Below are 21,009 nucleotides of genomic sequence, written 5' to 3'. Positions count from 1 at the left end.
AGCACATATCCCAAAGCCCGCGCCTTGACCTTTAGACGGATTTTATTTAAAATAAAGGCACTTACGTTCACGAAACCCGTCCGACGACCGAGCCCGGAGCCCCCTTGACCCGTCCGTTCCATTTGATCCTTCTCCTCCTGGCGGGGCCGCCCCTCTCGGTTCTGGCGGCCGAAGAGCCCCCCGTTCCCGACGGCGAAACGCCCCCGACCGACGGGGAGTCGGATTCCGTCGAGTCCGCACCGGCGGCTGAAACGGTCGAGTCCGAACCGGGGACTGAAATCACCGAATCGGCGACGGCGACCGAGACCGCCGAGTCCCCGGCGCCCTGGCGGCCGGACCCCGTGGAGGCGCTCTGGCGCTCGGGGGTCATCGCCGGCTGGGGACAGTTCTACAACGAGGAGTACCTGAAGGGGGTCGTCCTCTTCGGCCTCGAGGCGCTCACCGTGTACGGCATCATTTACTACGCCGACGCCGCGGCCTACGAGCGCCGTCAGTTCGAAGGCTTCGATATCCCCGACGATAGGATGAGCCCGGATTTGACCGACGTCTTCGCCCTGCGCGACTACCACCTGGATCTTTATAAAAATTACCGGGTGGACTACGAGACGCACATCTGGCTGGCCGCCCTGGTCGTGGTGTACTCCATGCTGGACGCTTACGTGGACGCCCACCTCGCCGACTTCGAGACCGGGGATGAGCTCACCGGGACCGGGGAAGCGGGGAAGGGGTTTTCGGTGGAGCTCGCTCCCCGCTTCTACACCGACTCGTGCGGAAATCCAGGCGCCGGCGTTTCCCTTTCCATCGTTTATTGACGGATCAGGAGGTTTACACTCCGCATGCCCAAGGACGAGAAAAACTCATATACCGCCGACGACATCCAGGTGTTAAAAGGCCTGGAAGCGGTCCGCAAGCGCCCGGCGATGTACATCGGCTCCACCGGCGAACGCGGCCTGCACCACCTGGTCTTCGAGGTGGTGGACAACTCGGTGGACGAGGCCATGGCCGGCTTCTGCGACCACATCGAGGTCGCGATCCACCCCGACAACTCGGTGACCGTGGTGGACAACGGCCGCGGCATCCCCGTGGACATCCACAAGGAGGAGAACCGCTCCGCCCTCGAGGTGGTGATGACCACCCTCCACGCCGGCGGCAAGTTCGACTCGAAGACGTACAAGGTGTCCGGCGGCCTGCACGGCGTGGGCGTCTCCGTCGTCAACGCCCTCTCCGCCTGGTGCGACGTGGAGGTCAAGCTCGACGGGAACATCCACCACCAGCGCTACATCCGCGGGGTACCCCAGGGGTCGGTGAGCGTCATCGGCAAGACCAAGAAGCGGGGGACCAAGATCAGCTTCATCCCGGACCCGATGGTCTTCGAGGCGACGGATTTCTCCTTCGACTTCCTGGCCAAGCGGCTGCGCGAGATGGCATTCCTGAACAAGGGGCTCACCATCGAGCTCTCCGACGAGCGCGACGGACGCCGCGTCCAGTACTCCTACTCGGGCGGGATCGTCGAGTTCATCGGGCACATCAACGCCGGCCGGACGCCCATCTACCCCACCATCGTCTACCTCGAGGGCGTGCGGGAGGAGACGGAGGACTCGGGGATGGTCTCCCTCGAGGTGGCCATGCAGCACTCCGACGGCTACACGGAGAACATCTTCACCTTCGCCAACAACATCAACACCGAGGAGGGCGGGACCCACCTATCCGGCTTCCGGGCCGCCCTGACCCGGACGACCAACGATTACGCCCGGGTCCAGGGCCTGTTGAAGAAGGACGAACCGCCGCTTTTAGGCGAGGACATCCGCGAGGGCATGGCCGCCGTGGTGAGCGTCAGAATCGGCAACCCCCAGTTCGAGGGTCAGATGAAGACCAAGCTGGGCAACAGCGAGCTCAAGGGGATAGTCGAGCAGATAGTGGGCGAGGGGCTGACCTTCTACTACGAGGAGCACCCGGACACGGCCCGCAAGATTGTGACCAAGTCGCTGGAGTCCGCCCGGGCGCGCCAGGCGGCCCGCAAGGCCCGCAACCTCGCCCGGCGCAAGAGCGCCCTCGAGGGGAGCTCACTCCCCGGAGTGCTCGCCGACTGCTCGGAGCGCGAACCGGAGAAATGCGAGCTGTTCATCGTGGAGGGCCCCTCGGCCGGCGGATCGGCCAAGCAGGGTCGCGACCGCGCCTACCAGGCCATCCTTCCCCTGGGCGGGAAGATCTTGAATGTGGAGAAGGCCCGCCTGGACAAGATTCTCTCCAACAACGAGCTCATCACCATCATCACCGCCGTCGGAACCGGCATCGCCGAGGAGTTCGAGCTCGAGAGGCTGCGCTACCACAAGCTCGTGATAATGACCGACGCCGACGTGGACGGCAGCCACATCCGCACCCTTCTTTTGACCTTCTTCTACCGCCAGATGCGGCCGCTTCTGGAGCAGGGGTATATCTACATCGCCCAGCCGCCGCTCTACCGGGTCAAGCGCGGCCGCGAGGAGTTCTACATGCAGAGCGAGGGGGAGATGGACCGTCTGCTCCTCGAGCTGGGCTGCCGGGGGGCTCGGGCGGAAATAAACGGCGCCAAGCTCGACGAGAAGGCCCTCCTGGGCCTGACCAGGCACCTCAGACGGGTGAAGCTCTCCTTCGATCGTCTCGAACGTCGGGGGCTGGACGTGGAGGAATACCTCGGCCGCGAGCGGGACGGTCGCCTGCCGCGATACTACCTGCGCGACCTCGAGACCGGCGACATCGAATACGCCTACACCGACCAGGAGCTGGGGCTTTTGGAGGAGAAGGCCGAGGCGGGGGAGGAGCTGGCCGACCTTTTGGGCCAGCGGTCGGAATGGAGGAAGCACGAGCCGGAGGAGCTGGGTGAGGCCACCGAGCTGGAGGAGCTCCGAGGCGCTTTGAGGGAGTTCGGCCTCGATTTCCCGGCGCAGAAAAAGCCCGGCATCACCCTCCACCTGGGCAAGGATGAGCGGTTCGAGCTGACCGACCCCCTGGAGCTTCTGGAAATCCTGCGCCGGACCGGCAATCGGGAGGTTTCCGTCCAGCGTTACAAGGGGCTGGGCGAGATGAATCCCGACCAGCTCTGGGAGACGACGATGGACCCGGCGAGCCGGACGCTGCTACAGGTGACGGTGGAGGACGCCTTCGCCGCCGACGAGATGTTCAGCGTGCTGATGGGGGACCAGGTGCCGCCGCGGCGGGAGTTCATCCGCTCCCACGCCCTCGAGGTGGCCAACCTGGACATCTGAGGCCGACCGGTCGTCGAGAATAGCGCACCACCCTCGTAGGGGCCGACCGACGGCGCGCCGTTCAGGTCGGCCCGCATCATCGCAATCGGCAAGGCACGGGCCGGGGTGAGGGTCTTCTTAAAAACGGCCCCCCTCTCCCCGTGGGAGGTCTGCAAGGCACGGGTCGGGGGTGAGGGCTGCCTTTTACCCCCTCTCCCCTCTGGGGAAAGGGTTGGGGTGAGGGGTAAAAGCGGCGGGGACTGAAGTCCCCGTCCTACATTCTCACGTCTGCGTTCCCCGCCGGTTGCCCCAGAGAATCGCCGCCAGGATGAGCCCCATCCCCGCGTAGCCGTACCACGGCAGCCGCTCGGCGAAGAAGACCGCCCCGCCCGCCGCGGCGATGACCGCCTCACCCACGTAGATGAGCGCCGCCCGCCCCGCCCCCAGCTTCGGCTGCCACCGCATCTGCCAGAAAACCACCAGCACAGTCGCCGCCAGCGAGAGGTACAGAAAAGCCGGGATGGACACCGCGTCCAGAGCCAATCGCGGCGTCTCCAACAGCGGCGAGAGCGTCATAGCCCCCACGCCGACCACCACCATCTGCACCGTGGTCAGGGTGAACTCGTGCCGGAGCTGTGAATCTTCATTTTCCTCCGCGGGCGCCCAGCGGTCAATGAAGGCCAGGTGGAGCGCGAAGATAGCCGCGCTGCCCAGGGTCAATAAATCACCCGGATTCACCGGCCCCGAGGGATCGGCCAACAGGTACACCCCGGCCAGGGAAACCGCCGCGGCGCCCAGCTCCCGCCATCGAATCCGCCGCCCGCACACCGGCCACGCGAAAAAAGGCGTGAGCACCACGTAGAGCGCGGTGATGAACCCCGACTTCCCCGCCCCGGTGTGCACCAGCCCCAAAGTCTGCAGGGCGTAACCCCCCAGGAGCAGAAGGCCCAGGAAGGCCCCTCGCCTAAGGACTTTGCCCTCGACGCGCCACCGCCGCCAGAGAAGAACCGCGAGGCAAACCGCCGCGGCCAGGCCGAACCGGACCCCCACCAACAGCCACGGGGTGGCCCGCGTCAACAGGAGCTTGAGCACGATGAAGGTCGAGCCCCAGATGACGGTGGCGACACCGAGATAAGCTCTAGCCTTGCGGGTCCGGTCCATGGCGCAGTCTTCGCCTTCGCAAGAGGGCATTCGCAGATTGTACCATCGGTCGGGGTGAAGGTGAGCGGACGGATTTTTTTCCGAAGCGGACGTTTTTTGCCCACTACAATCATCACCCTTGACAGTTCGCCCCCGTCTCCATACAATGATGCTGGGTTTGTTTGTCGTTGATCCTGCTTAACCTATAACACCCACCGCGGGGAAAGATCCGTCCGAACCATTGACTGCCGCAACCCTTAAGCTCCATCCCCTCAATAAGAAACGCAAAAAGGCGGAGCGTTTCAGCCTGGTCATCTGTCGGGACGGAGCCCTGGGCACCTTCCACCGGGACCTGGACCGCCGGGGCATCCGGCGCTTCGTCTGGATAACGGTGTCGGTCATCGTCGGCGCCGTGGTCCTGCTCTTCTTCTACTCGGACAACCTGCGCAAGCGGCTGGACCTCTTCACCCTCGAGCTGGAGAACGAGGACCAGCAGGGTGAGCTGACCAAGGCCCAGGAGGACATCGGCGACCTGAACCAGCAGCTAGCGGTCGTCCGGGAGGCCAACGACGTCGCCCGGCTGGCCCACGCTCTGCCCCTCGTGCCGGACTCGGAGCGGGAGGGCGGCATCGGTGGCGTGGAGCTGGGCCGGGCCATCGCCTCCTTCCCCCGCATCACCGACTCCCCCCTGGACGAAACGACGCAGCGCTACTTCGAGCGCTCCCTACGCCTGGCCGGTTCGATCAACTACGAAATTTCCCTCGTGAACCAGACCATCGAGCGGACCCGCCGCGAGGCCGACATCCGCGCCCACACGCCCTCCATCAAGCCCGTCGTCGGCCACATCATCAGCTTCATGGGCAACCGCATCCACCCCATCACCGGTCTCATACATTTCCACCGCGGCATTGACATCCAGGCGCCTTGGGGGACGCCCATCTTCGCCCCCGCGGACGGCGTGGTGATTTTCGCCGGCACCCGCGGCGGCTACGGCACCACCTGCTTCATTGACCACGGCTACGGCTACCAGACCCGCTACGGACACTGCTCCAGGCTCCACGTCAAGGAGGGCGACGAGGTCAAGCGGGGGCAGATAATCGCCGACGTCGGCTCCACCGGCATGTCCACCGGGCCTCACCTCCACTACGAGGTCCTGGTGGACGGAAGCGTCACCGACCCCATGGCCTACATCTTCCCCGACTACGAGTTCGACTAGGGGGCCGACCTTCGCACTCATAAAAAGACCGCTCGGGCGGTCTTTTTGCTGGAAGAGATTGACACGCCCGCGAGCCCGACCGTATAAAAAAAGGCCGCTTCCGGGCGGTCTTCCCGTCAAACGGCTTCAACCCGTCGGAGAATTCCGTCCTGCCTAACCGTCGGGCGGCTGCCAGAAAGTCTTCCGGCCCAGCAGGTCGTGGAGGTGTACCAGCCCCAGGGGCCGATGCTCATCGTCCACCACGACCAGGGCGGTGATGTTGTGGGTCTCCATGACCGCCACGGCATTTTCGGCGCTCGTCCCGGGAGGGATCGTCTTGGGATTATGGGTCATCATCGTCTCGGCGCAGATGTGCGCGGTGTCACGTTTCTGGGCTAAAATACGCAGCACGTCGCCGTTGGAGATGACGCCGGCCAGCCCTCCTCCGCCACAGACCACCGCGGTTATCCCCTGCCGCTTGCCGGCCAGCTCCCCGACCACCTCGGCGAAATCGGCCCCGACCCCCACGCTGGGGAATAGAGCGCCCGTAATGAGAACCTCGTCCACTGTGAGTAGGAGCAGGCGGTCGCCCAAGAGACCCCCCGGGTGGAAGCGGGCGAAGTCGTCGGCCTTGAACTGACGCAGCTCCATCAGCGCCACGGCCAGGGCATCGCCCAAGGCCAGCGCCGCAGTCGTCGAGGAGGTGGGCGCCAGGTTCAACGGGCACGCCTCCCGCTCCACGCTCGCGTCGAGGGCCACCTCGGCCTCGCGGGCCAGGGGGGAGTCTGGGGTTCCGACCAGGGCCACCAGCCGCGCGCCCAGCTTCTTCAGGTTCGGCACGATGGCCAGGAGCTCCCGGGTCCGCCCCGAGTTGGAGACCGCCAGGACCACGTCACCCGGGGTGACCATCCCCAGGTCGCCGTGGGCCGCCTCGCCGGGGTGGAGGAAGAACGCCGGCGTGCCGGTCGAAGAGAGGGTGGAGGCTATCTTGTCGGCGACGTGCCCGCTCTTGCCCATCCCGGCCACGATGACCCGCCCGGTGCAGCCGTGCAGGATGCGTACCGCCGCGGCGAAACTCTCGTCCAGACGCTCCGCCACGCGCGCCAGCGCCTCGCCCTCGACGGCCAGCACCTCGCGCCCCCGGGCCGTGATTTCCGCGTCCGTTTTCATGGGATGCTCACCGTCGTGTAAATCCTCATTTTAGCCGTAAATAAACCTTAACAAAAACTTGACAAAAACGTACAAAAAGGGCTAGACTGTTGATGGCGGTTCGGCCGAGGGGTTACTGTGTAAAAGCAGGGGCCCCGAGGGCGTTACCGCTACTTTTTTTAGCTCCTTGGAGTATAAGGATCAGGCACATACACGATTCCATAAACCTGTTTCCTTACACCTTCGACGGCAACTTCATCACGGCGTAATCGGCACTATCGATAAGAGGCTATATCTTACTATCTTTCAACGCATTGCCACCACGCACCTCATAGGGCGTTTTTTTATGGTCGTGCCCGCTTTCATCGAGGAATAACAACCAACTCATTTAAATTCCCCCATTATCCACTGATTGACCATCGCGTCCCACTCGCCGCGGGCGCGCAGGATGAGCTCGCAGACCTCGCGCACGGCGCCCCGCCCCCCCTTGGCGGCGCAGACGTAGTGGACCCGCCCGCGCACGTCGGGGGCGGCGTCGGCGGGACAGCAGGCCAGCCCGGCGATGACCAGGCCCGGCAGGTCGTTCAGGTCGTCTCCGATGTAGCAGAGCCCGTCTTCCGCGCAGTCCGACGCCCGCAGGAGCTCCCGCACCGCCGGCCCCTTGTCCAGCGCGCCCTGGAGGCAGTGCTCCAGCCCCAGCTCCTCCGCTCGCCTTTCCACCGCCCGGCTGGACTTGCCGGTGACGATGGCCCGCTTGATCCCCGCCCGGCCCAGGAGGTAGAGCCCGAGCCCGTCCTTGACGTCGAAGATTTTTACCGGGACGCCGTCCGAGTCGGTGAACATCCCGCCGGCGGTGAGGACGCCGTCCACGTCCATGACCAGAAGGCTCACCCGCCGGGCGCGCTCTTCCAGGTCGGCGACCCGGGCCTCACCGGGAAAGGAGATTTTTTCAAACATCGGGACCCAGCTTTCCCAGTTCGCGCCGCAGACCGTCCACCGCCAATATCTGATCCATCAACCGCCCGAAGCTGTTCAGGGGCCAGACGGTGGCCGGATCGGACTTCGCCCGGGGAGGGTCGGGATGCGTCTCGGCGAAAAGAGCATCCACGCCGAAGGCCGCGGCGGCCCGGGCCAGCGGCGGCACGAACGCGCGCAGGCCGCCGGTCTGACCCGACGCCCCGCCCGGCTGCTGCAGCGAATGCGTCGCGTCGTAGCAGACCAGGGCTCCGATCTCCCGCATCACCGCCAGCGAACGCAGGTCCACCACCAGGTCATGATAGCCGAAGGCGTAGCCGCGCTCGGTGAGGATGATCCGGTCGCAACCCGCCGACGTCAGCTTGGCCACGATGTGCCGTGTGTCGTCGGGAGCGAGAAACTGCCCTTTCTTCACGTTCACCGGTTTGCCCGTAAGGGCGCAGGCGGTGACGAGGTCGGTCTGGCGGCAGAGGAAGGCCGGCACCTGGAGGCAGTCCACGACCTCCCCCGCCGCCCGGGCCTCCTCGGGGGAGTGGACGTCGGTGAGCACCGGCAGGCCGATCGCCTCCCGGACCTCGACGAGCACGCGCAACCCCTCTTCCAGGCCTGGGCCGCGGAAGCTCTCCCCGCCGGTCCGGTTCGCCTTGTCGTAGCTGGATTTAAAAATGAGGCCGCAGCCGCGCTCCATCGCCAGGTCGGCGAGACGCTCCGCCACCCGCAGGGTCGAGTCGCGGTCCTCGATGACGCAGGGGCCGGCGATGAAGACCAGTTCCCGACCCAGCTCCACCGTACCGACGTTGAACACGCTCAGTGGTTCCATTAAATTACCCTAGCGTCGCGGGGGTTCGAGCCCCAGCTCACCCATGACGACCTGCAGGTCCTGCCAAACGTCGCGCTTGGAGTCCGGGTTGCGCAGGCAGTAGGCCGGGTGGTAGGTGACGATGACCCGGGTGCGCTCGTTGTATCGGTGGATGGCGCCCCGGAGCCGGGAGATGGGCTCGTCGCGGCCCAGGAGGCGGATGGCGGCGTGTCGGCCCAGGCAGCAGATGAACTCCGGCGCGATGAGGTTTATCTGGGCCTCCAGGTAGGGACGACAGGCGGCCGCCTCGGCGGGCAGCGGGTCCCGGTTGCCCGGCGGCCGGCACTTGAGGATGTTGGCGATGTAAACCTCACCCCGCGCCAGGCCCATCGCCGCGATCATCTTGTCCAGGAGCTTCCCGGCCCGCCCTACGAAGGGACGGCCCTGGGCATCCTCGTCCGCCCCCGGAGCCTCGCCGATGAACATCAGCCGCGCGTCGGGCGCCCCCTCGCCGAAAACCACGCTGTTGCGGGTCCGGGAGAGCTCGCACTTGGTGCATCCGGCGGCGTCGGCCTCACAGGCCGCCAGGTCGGGCCATGTCCCGGGCTTCTCGGCAAAGAGGTCGCCCTCGGGCGGCAGGGCGGTCAAAGGCATCACACCGTCGTCGCTTTTAGGAATGGTTTTTTCCGGTTTCGCGGCCGGCTCGGGGGTTTCCACCGACGGCGCGGGGACGGGCCGGGGGAGGTACACCAGACCCACCCTCGCCCAGAGGGCAAGCTGCTCCGCCAGGAGTGAGCCACCGCCGCCCACCGGTTTAGGGCTTGCTCGATAACTGCAGCCGTTCCTGGACCAACTCCACCACCCGGTCAATGATGATGTAGGCCAGGGTCCGCTTGGACATCTTGGGGTAGGTCTCCACGGCGCCCTTAGAGTCTATGACGGTCACCACGTTGGTGTCCACGGCGAAGCCGGCGCCCTCCACGGTGATGTCGTTGGCCACGATGAGGTCCAGGTTCTTCTCCTCCAGCTTGGCGGTGGCGTTGGAGACCAGGTCGCTGGTCTCCATGGCGAACCCCACGTGGACGCGCCTGCCCTTCCTCTCGCTAAAGGATAGGAGGATGTCCGGGGCCGGCTTGAGCTTGACGCTGATATCTTTATCACCCTTCTTTATCTTCTCGCCGGCGACAATCTCGGGGGCGTAGTCGCTCACCGCGGCGGCGGAGATGAAGATGTGACAGTCCGGGTAGCTCCGCTCTACCGCATCGAGCATCTCCACGGCGGTGGTCACCTGGTGGAAGCGGACCCCGGCGGGCGGCGTCAGTGAGGTCGGGCCGGAGACGAGGGCCACCTTCCCCCCGCGCAGCCGCGCAGCCTCGGCGAGGGCGAACCCCATCTTCCCCGAGGCCGGGTTGGAGATGAACCGCACCGGGTCGAGCGCCTCCCGCGTGGCCCCGGCCGTGACCAGCACGTTGAAGCCTTCCAGGTCCTGGGTCTGGGACAAAAGCTCCAGGGCGCGCATGGAGATAGTCTCGATGGGCGCCAGCCGCCCGACTCCCTCCTCGCCGCAGGCCAGATCGCCCTCCACCGGGTCCACGAAATGATAGCCCAGTACCTTGAGCTCCCGCACGTTGCGCACCACCTGGGAGTTCGTCCACAGGCGGGTGTTCATCGCCGGGGCGATGAGGACGGGGCACTTCACCGCCAACAGGGTGGTGGTGAGCAGGTCGTCGGCCACACCGGAGTAGAGCTTGCCGAGAAGGTTGGCCGTGGCCGGGGCGACGACGCAGAGGTCCGCCTCCCGGGCCAGGTCCAGGTGGCGGTACTCGGGCTCGCCCGAGGAGGAGAACATCTCGACCAGGGCCGGCCGGCCGGTGAGTGAGGAAAAGGTCAGCGGCGTTACGAACCGGGCCGCGTTGGCCGTCAGGACGGTGTCCACCTCGACGCCGTGCCGGACGAACTCGCGCGCCAGCTCGCACGCCTTGTAGACCGCGATCCCTCCGGTCACGCCCAGGAGGACCCGGCTCCCCCTCACCCGTTCGTAGTCGATTGCGCGGTCCATACGAGCCTCCCAAAACCCGCTTAAAAAGACGTTGGCATTATAACACGGCGGGGGGTCCGGATTGCTCTGATGTAGGGGCTAGTCTTCAGACCCGCCCTCGGGCCGACCTAAAGGTCGGCTCCTACGAGGGTGACGCGCGATTAAATTACATCCCATAGGGCGGGGTTTCCCAACCCCGCCGTTTTTCCTGATGTAGCCCTCACCCCTACCCCTCTCCCACAGGGAGAGGGAAACCGTGGAGGCACACAAAATCGCCGTCCTACGCCAACGACGGTCTATCGGCCGTAGGGGCGGGTGTCCACACCCGCCCGTGATTGTGTCAACCTCCGTTGAACTAAACGTAGGGCGGGGACTTCAGTCCCCGCCGCTTTTTACACAACCAAAAACTACAGGTCGTAGTACAGGAAAATCTCGTAGGGGTGCGGGCGGTTGACGATTCTATTTATCTCGTTCTCCCGCTTGTAGGCGAGGTAGGCGGCGATGAGCTCCTCATCGAACACCCCCCCGGCCTTGAGGTACGCGTGGTCGTTCTCCAGGGAGTGGAGCGCCTGGACGAAGTCGCGGGGCATGAGGTGCTTCTTGCGCTCGGGCCCGACCAGGCCGCTCATCCGGCCCATGCCCTCGGGACCGAACGGTCCGTAGCCCAGCTCGGCTGGATCCAGGGCGTCCTTGATGCCGTCCAGCCCGGCTAAAAGTTGCGCGGCCAGGGAGAGGTAGATGTTGCCGGTGGCGTCGGAGGGGCGGAACTCTATCCGCCGCTTTTCGGGCGACGCGTAGGCCGGGACGCGCACCGCCGCCTCCCGGTTGGCCATGGCGTAGAAGAGCCACACCGGCGCCTCGTAGCCCTCCACCAGCCGCTTGTATGAATTGGTACTGGCGCAGCACAGGGCGGCCAGGCTCCGGGCGTGCTTGAGCACACCCGCCGTGTAGGCCCGCGCCAGACGGTTGAGACCCGTCTCGTCGTCCCCGGCGAAGGCGGATTCCCCGTCGCCCCGGCAGAGGTACTGGTGGAAGTGCATCCCAGACCCGTTGACCCCGTAGATGGGCTTGGGCATGAAGGTGGCGGTTTTCCCGGCGAGGACGGCCAGGTTCTGTATCACGTACTTGATCCACATCCCGTTGTCGGCCGTGCGCGCGAGGTCGTTGAAGAGGACCTCTATCTCCTGCTGCCCCGGACCACCCACCTCGTGGTGGTGGTACTTCACCGGGATGTCCATCTCGGTCAAGAGCCGCATCACCTCGGTGCGCAGGTCGTGGGTCTTGTCCCGGGGGTTGACGGCGTGGTAGCCGTCCTGGTGCTTGATCTGGTATCCCAGGTTCCCGTGCTCCGAGGGGCCGTAGTTCCAATCGGCCTCGTCGCAGTCGAACTCGTAGCCCAGGGCGTTGTCGCGCTTGGTGAAGACGACCTTGTCGAAGATGAAGAACTCGAACTCGGGGGAGAAGAGGGCGTCGGCGGCGCCGGCTTCCCCGGCCAGCTTGTTCTTCTTCAGGAAACTGCGGACGTAGGCCAGAGCCCGCTTGGCGACCTGCCGGGGATCGCCGGAGAAGGGCTCGCCGGTCCCGGCGGTGCAGCAGTCGCAGATGAAGCTAACGCACGGCTCCTCCCAGAAGACGTCCTCCATCGCCGTGGTCTTGTCCGGGATGAGCACCATGTCCCCGCCGGTGACTTTGCGCTGGAAGCCGGCGATGGCCGAGCCGTCGAAGCCCACCCCCCGGGTGAAGACCTTCTCGTCCAAAAACTCCACCGGGAGGGTCACGTGGTGCCAGCGGCCGGGGAGGTCCACGTACTTCAGGTCCACCGTGGTGATTTCCTCCTCCTCGAAGCGGCTTTTGATTTCCTCGGCCGTGGTCTCGTGGTTGAAGTCGAACTTGTACATGACCGTCTCCCCGTGGGGGTAAAAAAAGGGAACGCCCGCTCTTTGTCAGTTAAGTGGATTCTATCCGCCCCGCCGGCGCCTGTCAACCAAGGGGCCCGTCAATCCCCCCGGACCGGCGCGTATTTCACCCGGACGCGAGCGGAATCTCCGGGGGTGTGTCCAGGTCGAGGTCGGGGACTTCCTTGGAATCAATCCCCGCGCCGCACTCGGCGAGAAGCCCATTCAGCCGGACGATGCGCCCCGGCAGCGCACCCAGGGAAGTGTAACCCTCCACCGCGGCCCGGAGATAGGCGCAGGCCAGCTCCCCATGTCCCAGCCCCCGCGCCAGCCGACCCAAAAGCCCCAGCGCCTCGGTGCGCTCGAGGGGGACGCCGTACCGGTGAAAAACCCGGTAGGAGCGCATCAGCAGTGGGTGAGCCGTGACGTAGTCGTCGTTGGCCACCAGCACCTCGCCCAGCCGACACATCACCCGGGCCTCCTGGACGGGGTTCTGTATCCCCTCGGCGATGTGGGCCGCCCCCTTCAGGTCGGCGAGAGCCCCGCCCCACCTCCCCAGGCGTGAAAGGACCAGCCCCCGGTTGGACATGGACTCCGCCTGCCCCTCCCGGTGGTCCAGCCGTCGGTGCAGGTCCAGGGCGCGGGTGAAATGCTCCAGGGCCGTCCCGTCGTCGCCACGCTCACACGCCACCCGCCCGAGGGAGTTCAGGGTCCAGGCCTCGAGGAAGTGGTTCTTGATCCCGGCGTGAATCCGGAGCGCCTCGCTCAAGAGCTCCTCCGCCCGGTCGAAGTCCCCCCGGTAGAACTCGAGCAGCCCGAGGTTCCCCCGACAGTGGGCCTCGGTCACGGGGATGCCGGAGCGCCGGTTTAGTTCCAGGGTCTTCTCAAGCAGTTCCCCGGCCTCGTCGAATCCCCCAATCTCGAGGTACACGCTCGAAAGGTTGGACATCGTGACCGACTGGCCGAACACGTCGTCGCGTTCGATGTCTATTTGCAGGGCCTCGCGGTAGGCCGCGATGCTCTCCCCGAACTCGCAGCGCACCCGTCGGATGATGCCCACGTTGCCCAGGCAACGGGCCGCCGCCGTCGTGTTCCCCTGCCGGCGCTCGAGCTCCAGCGCCTGCTCGTAGGCCCGCAGCGCGGCGGGGTAATCGCCCTTGCGGAAAAAAACCGAGCCGAGGTTGTGGATGATGTGGCTCGTCACGGCCTGGTCGCCCAGGCGCCGGTTGATGGCCAGCGCCTTCTCGTAGGCCTGAATCGAGGAGGAGTAGTCACACTCGTAGAAGTGCACGTTGCCCAGATTGTTGTAAACGCTGGAGACGAGCCGCTGATCACCGATCTCTTCGGCGATGTCCCTGGCCCGCTGGAAGACCTGCTTCGCCGCCTCGTAGTCGCACGTGCGGACGTGGACCCGGCCCATCTCGACGAGCGATTTCGCCATCGCAACCGGCTGACCGGCGCTCAGTCCGAGCGCAGAATCGAGAATCTCCACCGCCCGGGCGTAGTCGCCCTTCGTGCGGTACTCCGCACCTTGCTCGACGAGCATCGCGACCTCGTGGAGCCCGTCGTCTATTTCTTTGAATACCTCCCGCGCCTCGGAAAAACGCCCGAGGGCCCCGTCGGAGTCCCCCCGCACCCGGCAGACGCGCCCCAGACCTGCGAGGAAAGTTCCGGCGAGGTCCCGCCGTCCGGAATCGGCGGCCCGCTCCAGTCCCCGGTGGAAGAGATCCTCGGCCCGCTCCGTATTCGCGCGTTTCAGCTCGCTATTGCCGAGGCCGGCAAGGGACTCGAGCTCGGCCGTCTCGTCCGCCGCGGACTCGGCGCGGGCGAGGGCGTCCGCGTAAGCCTCCGCCGCCCCCTCCCAGTCCCCGCGCAGATACCGGAGCAACCCGGCGGCCTTGTACACGTGCGCCCGCCGGGCGTCGGTATCGGAAGCCTTGTCCGCGCTGCGAATCGCGTCCACCACGGCGTTCCAGCGTCCCGCGGACGCCTCCTCCAGGGCCGCGAGAAGATGTTCCAGCGCCCCGGTCCCCCCGAGGCACGTGGGGAAGGCCGGCGGGGGGAGCCCGTTCAGGCTCCCCAGGCGGACCAGGGCCTCTTCGAATCGCTTGAGTACATCACTCATGGCAGCGCTCTGTTGAGCGTGTCAAAGGCGTGGATTGGCGAAAACCCGCTGCATCTTTTTACATTACAACAAAATCCTCCTTTTGTCAGCCCAAAAAAAGGGCGGCCGAGGCCGCCCTGGCTCGTGACGGGCCTTCTAGTAATTGCCCTTGGCGAAGCGCTCCAGCTTGTCCACCAGCTCGTAGCCGATGCGGCCCTGGCTCTCCACGCTCGAGGCGCCGATGTGGGGGGTGAGTATCACGTTGTCGAACTTCTTAAGCGTGTTCTTGGGGTCCATCGGTTCGACCTCGAAGACGTCCACGGCGGCCCGGCCCACTTTGCCCGATTCGAGCGCCCGGACAAGGGCCTCCTCGTTGACCACTCCGCCTCGGGCGACGTTGATCAGAATCACGTCGTCCTTCATCTTCGCGAACTCGGGGTCCGAGATGATGTGGTGGGTGTCCTTGGTATGCGGCAGGTGGAGGGTGATGATGTCGGAATCGGCCAGGAGCCTGTCGAAGGTCACCATACGGGCGTAGTCGCACTCCTCGACGAGGGGGTCGAAACCGATGACGCTCATTCCCAGGCCCTTGGCGCGTTTGGCGACCTCGGTACCGATGCGCCCCAGACCGATGATGCCCAGAACCTTGCCGCCCAGCTCGTTGCCCTTGAAGAGCTTCTTCTCCCACTGGCCCTTCTTCACGGAAACATCGGCGCGGCAGATGTGGCGGCTCACGGCGAACATGAGGCCGACGGCCAGCTCGGCCACGCCGGCGCTCGAGGCGGCCGGGGTGTTCCAGACCAGGATGCCCTTCTCGCGGGCGTAATCGGCGTCTATGTTGTCTATACCGACCCCGCCGCGCATGATCAGCTTGAGGCTGGTTCCGGCGTCAATGGCGGGCTGGCGGAACTTGGTCGCCGAACGGACGATGGCGACTTCGTAGCTCGGCACCTCGGCGACCAGCTCCTCCGGGGTCATTCCGGTCTTCACGATCACCTCGTGGCCCAAGTCCTGCATCATCTTGACGGCGTCCTCGGCCACGGCATCGCAGATGAGAACCTTCATCGCTCCTCCAATCGGAGTCTAAAATCCCTTCGGGATGGGTACTGAGGAAGCCGCCCGCTAGGGGGCGACCCCTTCAACCTATTTGAAACCGAGGATGTCGTCCACGTTCAACAGGAGGTCACGGACCTCGGGCAGCGTCATCGTCCCCATGTGGGCGATGCGGAAGGTCTTCTCCTTGAGCTTGCCGTAGCCGTTGGAGAGCGAGTATCCGCGCTTGCCCAGCTCGGAGTTGAGGTCGGCCACGGAGATGCCCTTGGTGTTCGTGATGCAGGTGAGGGACAGACTCTCGTAGCCGGGCTCGGGGAAGAGCTCGAATCCCCGGCTCTTGGCCCATCCACGGACGAGCTTGGCCATCTCGACGTGCTTGGCCCAGTGGGCCTCCAGATCCTTGGAGTAACGCTCCGCCTGCTTGCCCAGGGCGTACACCAGGCTGATGCCCGGGGTCGAGGGGGTTTGGTTGGTTCGCTTGCCGGCGGCGTACTCCCTGGCGCTGAGGAGATCGAAGTAGAAGCCGCGATTCTCCACCGTCTCGGCGCGCTGGAAGCATTTCTCGCTCACCGCGGCCACGGCCAGTCCCGGAGGCAGGCTCCAGGCCTTCTGGGTGCCGGCCAGGATGTAATCTATGCCCCAGGCGTCCACCTCGACTTTGGCAGCAGCCATCCCGGAAACCGCGTCCACGGCGAGGATCACGTCCGGGTATTTTTTCACCACATCCGCAATTTCCTTCAGCGGGGACATCACCCCGGTGGAGGTCTCGTTGAAGACCAAGGTCACCAGGTCGAAGCCGCCCTTGGCGAGCATTTTGTCAATGTCCTCGGGCTTGGCCGCCTTGCCCCATTCGTAATCCAGACGCTCGCTGTCTTTGCCGTTGGCCGCGGCGATGGTGTGCCAGCGGTCGCTGAAGGCGCCGACGACGACCGAGAGGATCTTTTTCTTGCACAGGTTGAGAATCGCCCCCTCCATAAGCCCGGTGGAGGAGCAGGTCCCGATCCAGATGAACTTGTCCGTGTAGAGGACCTTCTTCACGTTGTCCACGCAGAAGGCGTGGATCTTCTCGTAATCCTTGGACCGGTGCCCGACCATAGGTACGGCCATATCGTGGAGCGACTCGGGGGTTACCTCGACGGGGCCCGGGATGAAGAGCTTCTTGTGCATCGATCCTCCTGGACTTAAAGAGGTAGAAATGCCGGTTCTAGAGCGGGGGCAATTGTACGCGAGGGGCGGTTGACTGTCAAGGGGAACCCAGATAGGGAAAATGGCCTACCCAAGCCGATTTTCACTCGTCAAGGGGGTGATGGGGCGGCGGTTGAATTCCGCTATTTTTTTCACGAATAGAATCCCCGCCGGGGTTGACAATGAATGCCGCCGCAAATATACTGCCCAAGGTCTTTCGGCAGAAACGAAGTAACGCGAAGCGAAAAACCGGGAGGGTTGTGCGCAGCCGTGTGTGGATTGCAGGGGTCGCCATCCTGCTCTCATCGGCTTCGATCGCCGCCGAACACCTGCTCGCATGGGTCGCCTCGGGGGAGGCCGAGCGGGTCGAGGTTCTGGACCTGACGACCGGGGAGATTCTCACCAGCTTCGACCTCGACGCGGCACCGACCCACCTCTCACTTACCCCGGACCTGGAGTACCTCTACGTTTCCTGCCGCTCCGACGGACAGACCCACGTACTCCGGCCTTTCACGGGGAGCCCGGTCAAGAGGCTTCCTTACGTTCACCCTGTTTTTAGCGCCCACGATTCGGCGCACTACTACGCCCCGGGACTCGGCGGCGTTTTCCGCTACGAGGTGGACGGCTACAAATTCGATCAGTTGGCCTACCTCCCGGACACCCAGAACAGTTTCGCCTACGCCGTCTCCGCCGACGCCCGGTGGTTCATCTACGCGCAGCGCTTCGTGGACTGGCGCGAACAGGGGATAACCGACACGCCGATCTACGAGCGGGTGACGGTGTGCAACCTGGAGGAGTCCACCGGCCAGCACGTCAACCTGGGAGCCGAGCCGCTCTGCGTGGCGATTTCCCCGAGGGGAGATTACGCGGCCGTCGGCTGCGCCAACGGCGACGTCTCCCTCATCGCTCTGGGTGAGAATCCCGAGGTGACCTACACCGAGGAGCTGGCCGACCCGGTCCGCTTCGTCGGCTTCACCCCCGACGGCGGGGAGATTCTCTTCACCTCCAGGGACAGTGTCTTCACCACCTGGACGGGTTACCTGAACGAGCCTCTGGTGAGCTTCGATCTTCAGGCCATCCGGCTCGGGGGCGCGGAGATAGTGGACGGGGCGGTGGCCCCCGACGGCAACCTGGTGGTGGTGGACCGGGCGGGCACGCTCAGCCTCGTGGACCCCGAGGAGAAAAAGATCACCCTGAGCCTCTCCGTGGTGCCGGGGACCACCGACCTGGTCGTGGCCCTGGCGGACGAGGCCGGTCTGTAAGAGGAAGAGCGCGGTCGGTCATCGAGTTTAAAGGGGCGGAGAGGGTCATCAGTAACGACGTCCCTGAAACCGCGACCCGCTGAACCTTCGAGGAACGAGCACATGTCCGAAGAACTCAACCCCCCAAAAACCAGACGGGCCCGACTGCGCCGGGTATTCTGCATATTGGTTCTGGCGGGCGTCACCCTGACGTTCGCCGGATGCGCGGCGGGGAACGTGGAGCATTTCAACGGTGATAGCCCCGCCGACTTCTGGGCCGGTCTTTGGCACGGATTCATCCTCTTGTTTAGCTTCATCATCTCGCTGTTCACGGACACGGTAAAGGTCTATGAGGCGGCCAACGTGGGGTGGGCCTACGACCTGGGATTTCTCCTGGGCGTCATCATCTTCTGGCGCGGGAACGGCGAGATTATCCGCACGAGACGGTGGAAGAAGAAGGAGTAGCGGTCGCTGATTAGGAATCATACCGCTTTCGGCGCCGTTGCCGGGGGGACACGGGGAGAACCGCCCCGGCGGCTCAGCGGAGAGGATTTATAAGCTTCGTGTAAACAACCGGTCCCCGAAGGCCGGGGGGAATTCGGCGCCCCCCTTCAGGCGCCCGTAACACCGCAACCATCTGAACCTCCAAGGAGCTGATAGATGGCCGAAGAACTCAATCCCTTCAAGATCGCCCAGGCCCAGTTCGACGAGGCCGCCAAGAAGCTCGGCCTCGAGGCCCCCATGTGCGAGATCCTGCGCTGGCCCCGCCGCGAGTACAAATTCACCATCCCGGTGAAAATGGACAACGGGAAGACCAAGGTTTTCCACGGCTACCGCGTCCAGTACAACGACGCCCGTGGCCCGGGCAAGGGCGGCATCCGTTGGCACCCGGACGAGACCATAGACACCGTCCGCGCCCTGGCGGCGTGGATGACCTGGAAGTGCTCCGTGGTGGACATCCCCCTCGGCGGCGCCAAGGGCGGCGTGACCTGCAACCCCAAAGAGCTCTCCGATGGTGAAAAGGAGCGGCTGGCCCGGGGCTGGATGCGCGTCATCGCCCGCGAGCTGGGCGAGCACCGTGACGTCCCCGCCCCCGACGTCTACACCACCCCCCAGATCATGGCCTGGATGATGGATGAGTACGAGACCATCGTCGGCCGCAACCACCCCGCCGTCATCACCGGCAAGCCGTTGGAGCTCGGCGGATCCCAGGGCCGCGGTGACGCCACCGCCCGCGGCGGCATCTTCACCGTCCGCGAGGCCTGCAAGATATTCAAGATTGACCCGGCCAAGGCCACCTATGCCGTCCAGGGATTCGGCAACGCGGGCCAGTTCGCCGCCACCCTCCACAAGGAAGTTCTGGGCGGGGGCAAGCTGGTCGCCGTGTCCGATTCGAGAGGCGGCATCTACTCCGCCGCGGGCTTCGATCCGCACGACCTGGTGAAGTGGAAGCTCGAGAAGGGCACCGTCACCACCTACCCCAAGGCCGAGAAGAAGATATCCAACGAGGAGCTCCTCGAGCTGCCCGTGGACGTCCTCTACCCCTCGGCCCTGGAGAACGTCATCACCAAGGAGAACGCGGCCAAGATCAAGTGCAAGATCTCCTGCGAGCTGGCCAACGGCCCGACGACACCGGACGCCGACGTCATCCTGCACAAGAACGGCATCCACGTCATCCCCGACTTCCTGGCCAACGCCGGTGGCGTGACCGTTTCCTACTTCGAGCAGGTCCAGGGCACCTACAACTACTACTGGACGCTCCCGGACGTGCGGAAGCAGCTCGACGAGAAGATGACCAACGCCTACTACGCCGTGTACGACATGCACAAAAAGCAGAACGTGCACATGCGGCTGGCGGCGTACATGGTCGCGGTCAAGCGCGTCGCCGACGCGGTCAGACTCCGCGGCTGGGTGTAGTCCTATCGCGCCTGAGCACGAGGGGCCCGCGGGCCCCTCTTTTTTACGTTCGACGGGCTTCGTCCGCACTTGAAAACCACGTTCAACGATGGCGCATCGAAAGGCCGAGGGGCTTTCCATCGGAGGGCCCTTTTTCCCTTGAATCCGCCGCGCCGCAGGTTTATGCTCCAACCGTAAAAGAAACACCGTCAGAAAAGGGAGGGGAACCCATGCGCAACATTCTTCTCTTGTCCCTCATACTGTGCGTCTCCTGCACCACCACCACCGGAGCCGGACCAACCGACCTTGACGACGCCGTGGTCGTCTTCCTGGGCGCCTCCATCACCGAGGCGTTCCACTACCCCACCTACGACGAGTTCTTCCCCGACTACGATTTTCACAAGGTAATCGAATTCCAGGCGGACAAGTCGTCGGTTTTCCCCGACGTGCAGGCGTATGGTCCGGACATCGTCACGTTCAAGGAATGCGGGGCCTACTTCGATACGGGCGGGGACACCGATCTGGAGGCCATGAAGGGCTTCATGCAGGACATCGCCGATTTCTGCGAGAGTATCGGAGCGGTGCCGGTTCCGGCCACCACGCTGCCCATTGACGTGGGCTACGGCGACAACACCCAGGCCCAGCTCGACGACATCATCGAGTTCGACGCCTGGGTCCGTAGCTGGTGCGCGACCAACGGCTGGGAGTGCATGGACTACTACACCTGGATCGCCGACGCCGACGGGCAACTGCCACGGCAGTACCACGACGGCGATGGACTCCACCCCAACCAGGACGGCTACGACGTCCTCGGCCCCCACGTGATTCCCACCCTGGAGGGCGTGGAGCTGACCACCGCCGATGCGACCTTCGGGTGGATAAAGGCCCTCTACCGCTGATGCGCACCCGGAAGACTTTTTTCGATCTCAAACGCCCCCCGCGGGGCGTTTCTTTTAGGCGAGGGGCGAAACGACACAACGCCTCCGACGAATCCTTCCCGCCCGACTCCAGCCAATCCGAAACTGTCCCGGTTTTTTTAAGCGGCAAGACGACGGCGACGCCCCTTCCCACCGACGGCGGCGAGGATTGCCCTTCCGGGCCCGCTGTGCTATCAT

The 21,009-nt window shown here is 64.9% G+C and carries 17 protein-coding genes; 7 read left to right on the top strand and 10 right to left on the bottom strand.

The genetic code is table 11. From position 1 onward, the window contains the following. Window positions 1–104 precede the first annotated feature (104 nt). Window positions 105–812 (top strand): DUF5683 domain-containing protein, encoded by a 708-nt coding sequence (locus VM054_11325; GenBank protein HUT99649.1) that lies wholly within the window; start codon window positions 105–107, stop codon window positions 810–812. A 24-nt stretch (window positions 813–836) separates the two neighbouring features. After that, on the top strand, window positions 837–3,245 hold the full coding sequence (gyrB, locus tag VM054_11320; protein HUT99648.1) for a DNA topoisomerase (ATP-hydrolyzing) subunit B: 2,409 nt from the start codon (window positions 837–839) through the stop codon (window positions 3,243–3,245). 261 nt (window positions 3,246–3,506) lie between these two features. Here gyrB and VM054_11315 read toward each other — a convergent pair whose 3' ends face one another. Further along, window positions 3,507–4,385, bottom strand: coding sequence for a DMT family transporter (locus VM054_11315; GenBank protein HUT99647.1), 879 nt, complete (start codon window positions 4,383–4,385; stop codon window positions 3,507–3,509). A 220-nt stretch (window positions 4,386–4,605) separates the two neighbouring features. On the opposite strand from VM054_11315, the gene VM054_11310 reads away from it, so the two are divergent. Continuing rightward, on the top strand, window positions 4,606–5,580 hold the full coding sequence (locus tag VM054_11310; GenBank protein ID HUT99646.1) for a M23 family metallopeptidase: 975 nt from the start codon (window positions 4,606–4,608) through the stop codon (window positions 5,578–5,580). Window positions 5,581–5,733: 153 nt separating this feature from the next. Here VM054_11310 and VM054_11305 read toward each other — a convergent pair whose 3' ends face one another. From VM054_11305 to VM054_11265, 9 genes are all read right to left on the bottom strand, one after another. After that, on the bottom strand, window positions 5,734–6,729 hold the full coding sequence (locus tag VM054_11305) for a KpsF/GutQ family sugar-phosphate isomerase (GenBank protein ID HUT99645.1): 996 nt from the start codon (window positions 6,727–6,729) through the stop codon (window positions 5,734–5,736). 363 nt (window positions 6,730–7,092) lie between these two features. After that, window positions 7,093–7,665 (bottom strand): hypothetical protein, encoded by a 573-nt coding sequence (locus VM054_11300; GenBank protein HUT99644.1) that lies wholly within the window; start codon window positions 7,663–7,665, stop codon window positions 7,093–7,095. Then, window positions 7,658–8,503, bottom strand: a complete 846-nt coding sequence (kdsA, locus tag VM054_11295; GenBank protein HUT99643.1) for a 3-deoxy-8-phosphooctulonate synthase — start codon at window positions 8,501–8,503, stop codon at window positions 7,658–7,660. Before kdsA ends, VM054_11300 begins: the two co-directional genes overlap by 8 nt. 9 nt (window positions 8,504–8,512) lie before the next feature. Beyond that, complete coding sequence (locus VM054_11290; protein HUT99642.1) at window positions 8,513–9,136, bottom strand: uracil-DNA glycosylase; 624 nt, start codon at window positions 9,134–9,136, stop codon at window positions 8,513–8,515. 160 nt (window positions 9,137–9,296) lie between these two features. Then, the gene (gene coaBC / locus VM054_11285; protein HUT99641.1) at window positions 9,297–10,541 is read right to left on the bottom strand and encodes a bifunctional phosphopantothenoylcysteine decarboxylase/phosphopantothenate--cysteine ligase CoaBC; all 1,245 of its coding nucleotides are present in this window, start codon (window positions 10,539–10,541) and stop codon (window positions 9,297–9,299) included. Between the two features lie 386 nt (window positions 10,542–10,927). After that, complete coding sequence (glnA, locus tag VM054_11280) at window positions 10,928–12,418, bottom strand: type I glutamate--ammonia ligase (GenBank protein HUT99640.1); 1,491 nt, start codon at window positions 12,416–12,418, stop codon at window positions 10,928–10,930. A 124-nt stretch (window positions 12,419–12,542) separates the two neighbouring features. Further along, complete coding sequence (locus VM054_11275; protein HUT99639.1) at window positions 12,543–14,540, bottom strand: tetratricopeptide repeat protein; 1,998 nt, start codon at window positions 14,538–14,540, stop codon at window positions 12,543–12,545. A 135-nt stretch (window positions 14,541–14,675) separates the two neighbouring features. Then, window positions 14,676–15,584 (bottom strand): hydroxyacid dehydrogenase, encoded by a 909-nt coding sequence (locus VM054_11270; GenBank protein HUT99638.1) that lies wholly within the window; start codon window positions 15,582–15,584, stop codon window positions 14,676–14,678. A gap of 78 nt (window positions 15,585–15,662) precedes the next feature. After that, on the bottom strand, window positions 15,663–16,739 hold the full coding sequence (locus tag VM054_11265) for an alanine--glyoxylate aminotransferase family protein (protein HUT99637.1): 1,077 nt from the start codon (window positions 16,737–16,739) through the stop codon (window positions 15,663–15,665). 278 nt (window positions 16,740–17,017) lie between these two features. Between VM054_11265 and VM054_11260 the strand changes: the two genes are divergently transcribed. The 4 genes from VM054_11260 to VM054_11245 all read left to right on the top strand — a co-directional run bounded on the left by VM054_11260 (window position 17,018) and on the right by VM054_11245 (window position 20,793). Then, entirely contained in the window at window positions 17,018–18,019 is a 1,002-nt protein-coding gene (locus VM054_11260; protein ID HUT99636.1) for a hypothetical protein, read from the top strand. Between the two features lie 102 nt (window positions 18,020–18,121). Further along, window positions 18,122–18,463 (top strand): hypothetical protein, encoded by a 342-nt coding sequence (locus tag VM054_11255; GenBank protein ID HUT99635.1) that lies wholly within the window; start codon window positions 18,122–18,124, stop codon window positions 18,461–18,463. A 195-nt stretch (window positions 18,464–18,658) separates the two neighbouring features. Further along, entirely contained in the window at window positions 18,659–19,915 is a 1,257-nt protein-coding gene (locus VM054_11250; GenBank protein ID HUT99634.1) for a Glu/Leu/Phe/Val dehydrogenase, read from the top strand. Between the two features lie 209 nt (window positions 19,916–20,124). Beyond that, window positions 20,125–20,793: a GDSL-type esterase/lipase family protein gene (locus VM054_11245; GenBank protein HUT99633.1), complete on the top strand. Its 669-nt coding sequence runs from the start codon at window positions 20,125–20,127 to the stop codon at window positions 20,791–20,793. Window positions 20,794–21,009: the final 216 nt, after the last annotated feature.

Source organism: bacterium (genome assembly GCA_035528375.1).
Classification (GTDB): Bacteria; RBG-13-66-14; RBG-13-66-14; order RBG-13-66-14; family RBG-13-66-14; genus RBG-13-66-14.
This window is presented reverse-complemented; position numbering and strand designations above follow the sequence as displayed.

Bases quoted from the DNA above. Each gene is read 5' to 3' on its own strand.
- gyrB (HUT99648.1), top strand. From the start codon at position 837: ATGCCCAAGGACGAGAAAAACTCATATACCGCCGACGACATCCAGGTG.
- VM054_11315 (HUT99647.1), bottom strand. From the start codon at position 4,385: ATGGACCGGACCCGCAAGGCTAGAGCTTATCTCGGTGTCGCCACCGTC.
- VM054_11305 (HUT99645.1), bottom strand. From the start codon at position 6,729: ATGAAAACGGACGCGGAAATCACGGCCCGGGGGCGCGAGGTGCTGGCC.
- VM054_11300 (HUT99644.1), bottom strand. From the start codon at position 7,665: ATGTTTGAAAAAATCTCCTTTCCCGGTGAGGCCCGGGTCGCCGACCTG.
- kdsA (HUT99643.1), bottom strand. From the start codon at position 8,503: ATGGAACCACTGAGCGTGTTCAACGTCGGTACGGTGGAGCTGGGTCGG.
- VM054_11290 (HUT99642.1), bottom strand. From the start codon at position 9,136: ATGCCTTTGACCGCCCTGCCGCCCGAGGGCGACCTCTTTGCCGAGAAG.
- coaBC (HUT99641.1), bottom strand. From the start codon at position 10,541: ATGGACCGCGCAATCGACTACGAACGGGTGAGGGGGAGCCGGGTCCTC.
- glnA (HUT99640.1), bottom strand. From the start codon at position 12,418: ATGTACAAGTTCGACTTCAACCACGAGACCACGGCCGAGGAAATCAAA.
- VM054_11275 (HUT99639.1), bottom strand. From the start codon at position 14,540: ATGAGTGATGTACTCAAGCGATTCGAAGAGGCCCTGGTCCGCCTGGGG.
- VM054_11270 (HUT99638.1), bottom strand. From the start codon at position 15,584: ATGAAGGTTCTCATCTGCGATGCCGTGGCCGAGGACGCCGTCAAGATG.
- VM054_11265 (HUT99637.1), bottom strand. From the start codon at position 16,739: ATGCACAAGAAGCTCTTCATCCCGGGCCCCGTCGAGGTAACCCCCGAG.
- VM054_11255 (HUT99635.1), top strand. From the start codon at position 18,122: ATGTCCGAAGAACTCAACCCCCCAAAAACCAGACGGGCCCGACTGCGC.
- VM054_11250 (HUT99634.1), top strand. From the start codon at position 18,659: ATGGCCGAAGAACTCAATCCCTTCAAGATCGCCCAGGCCCAGTTCGAC.
- VM054_11245 (HUT99633.1), top strand. From the start codon at position 20,125: ATGCGCAACATTCTTCTCTTGTCCCTCATACTGTGCGTCTCCTGCACC.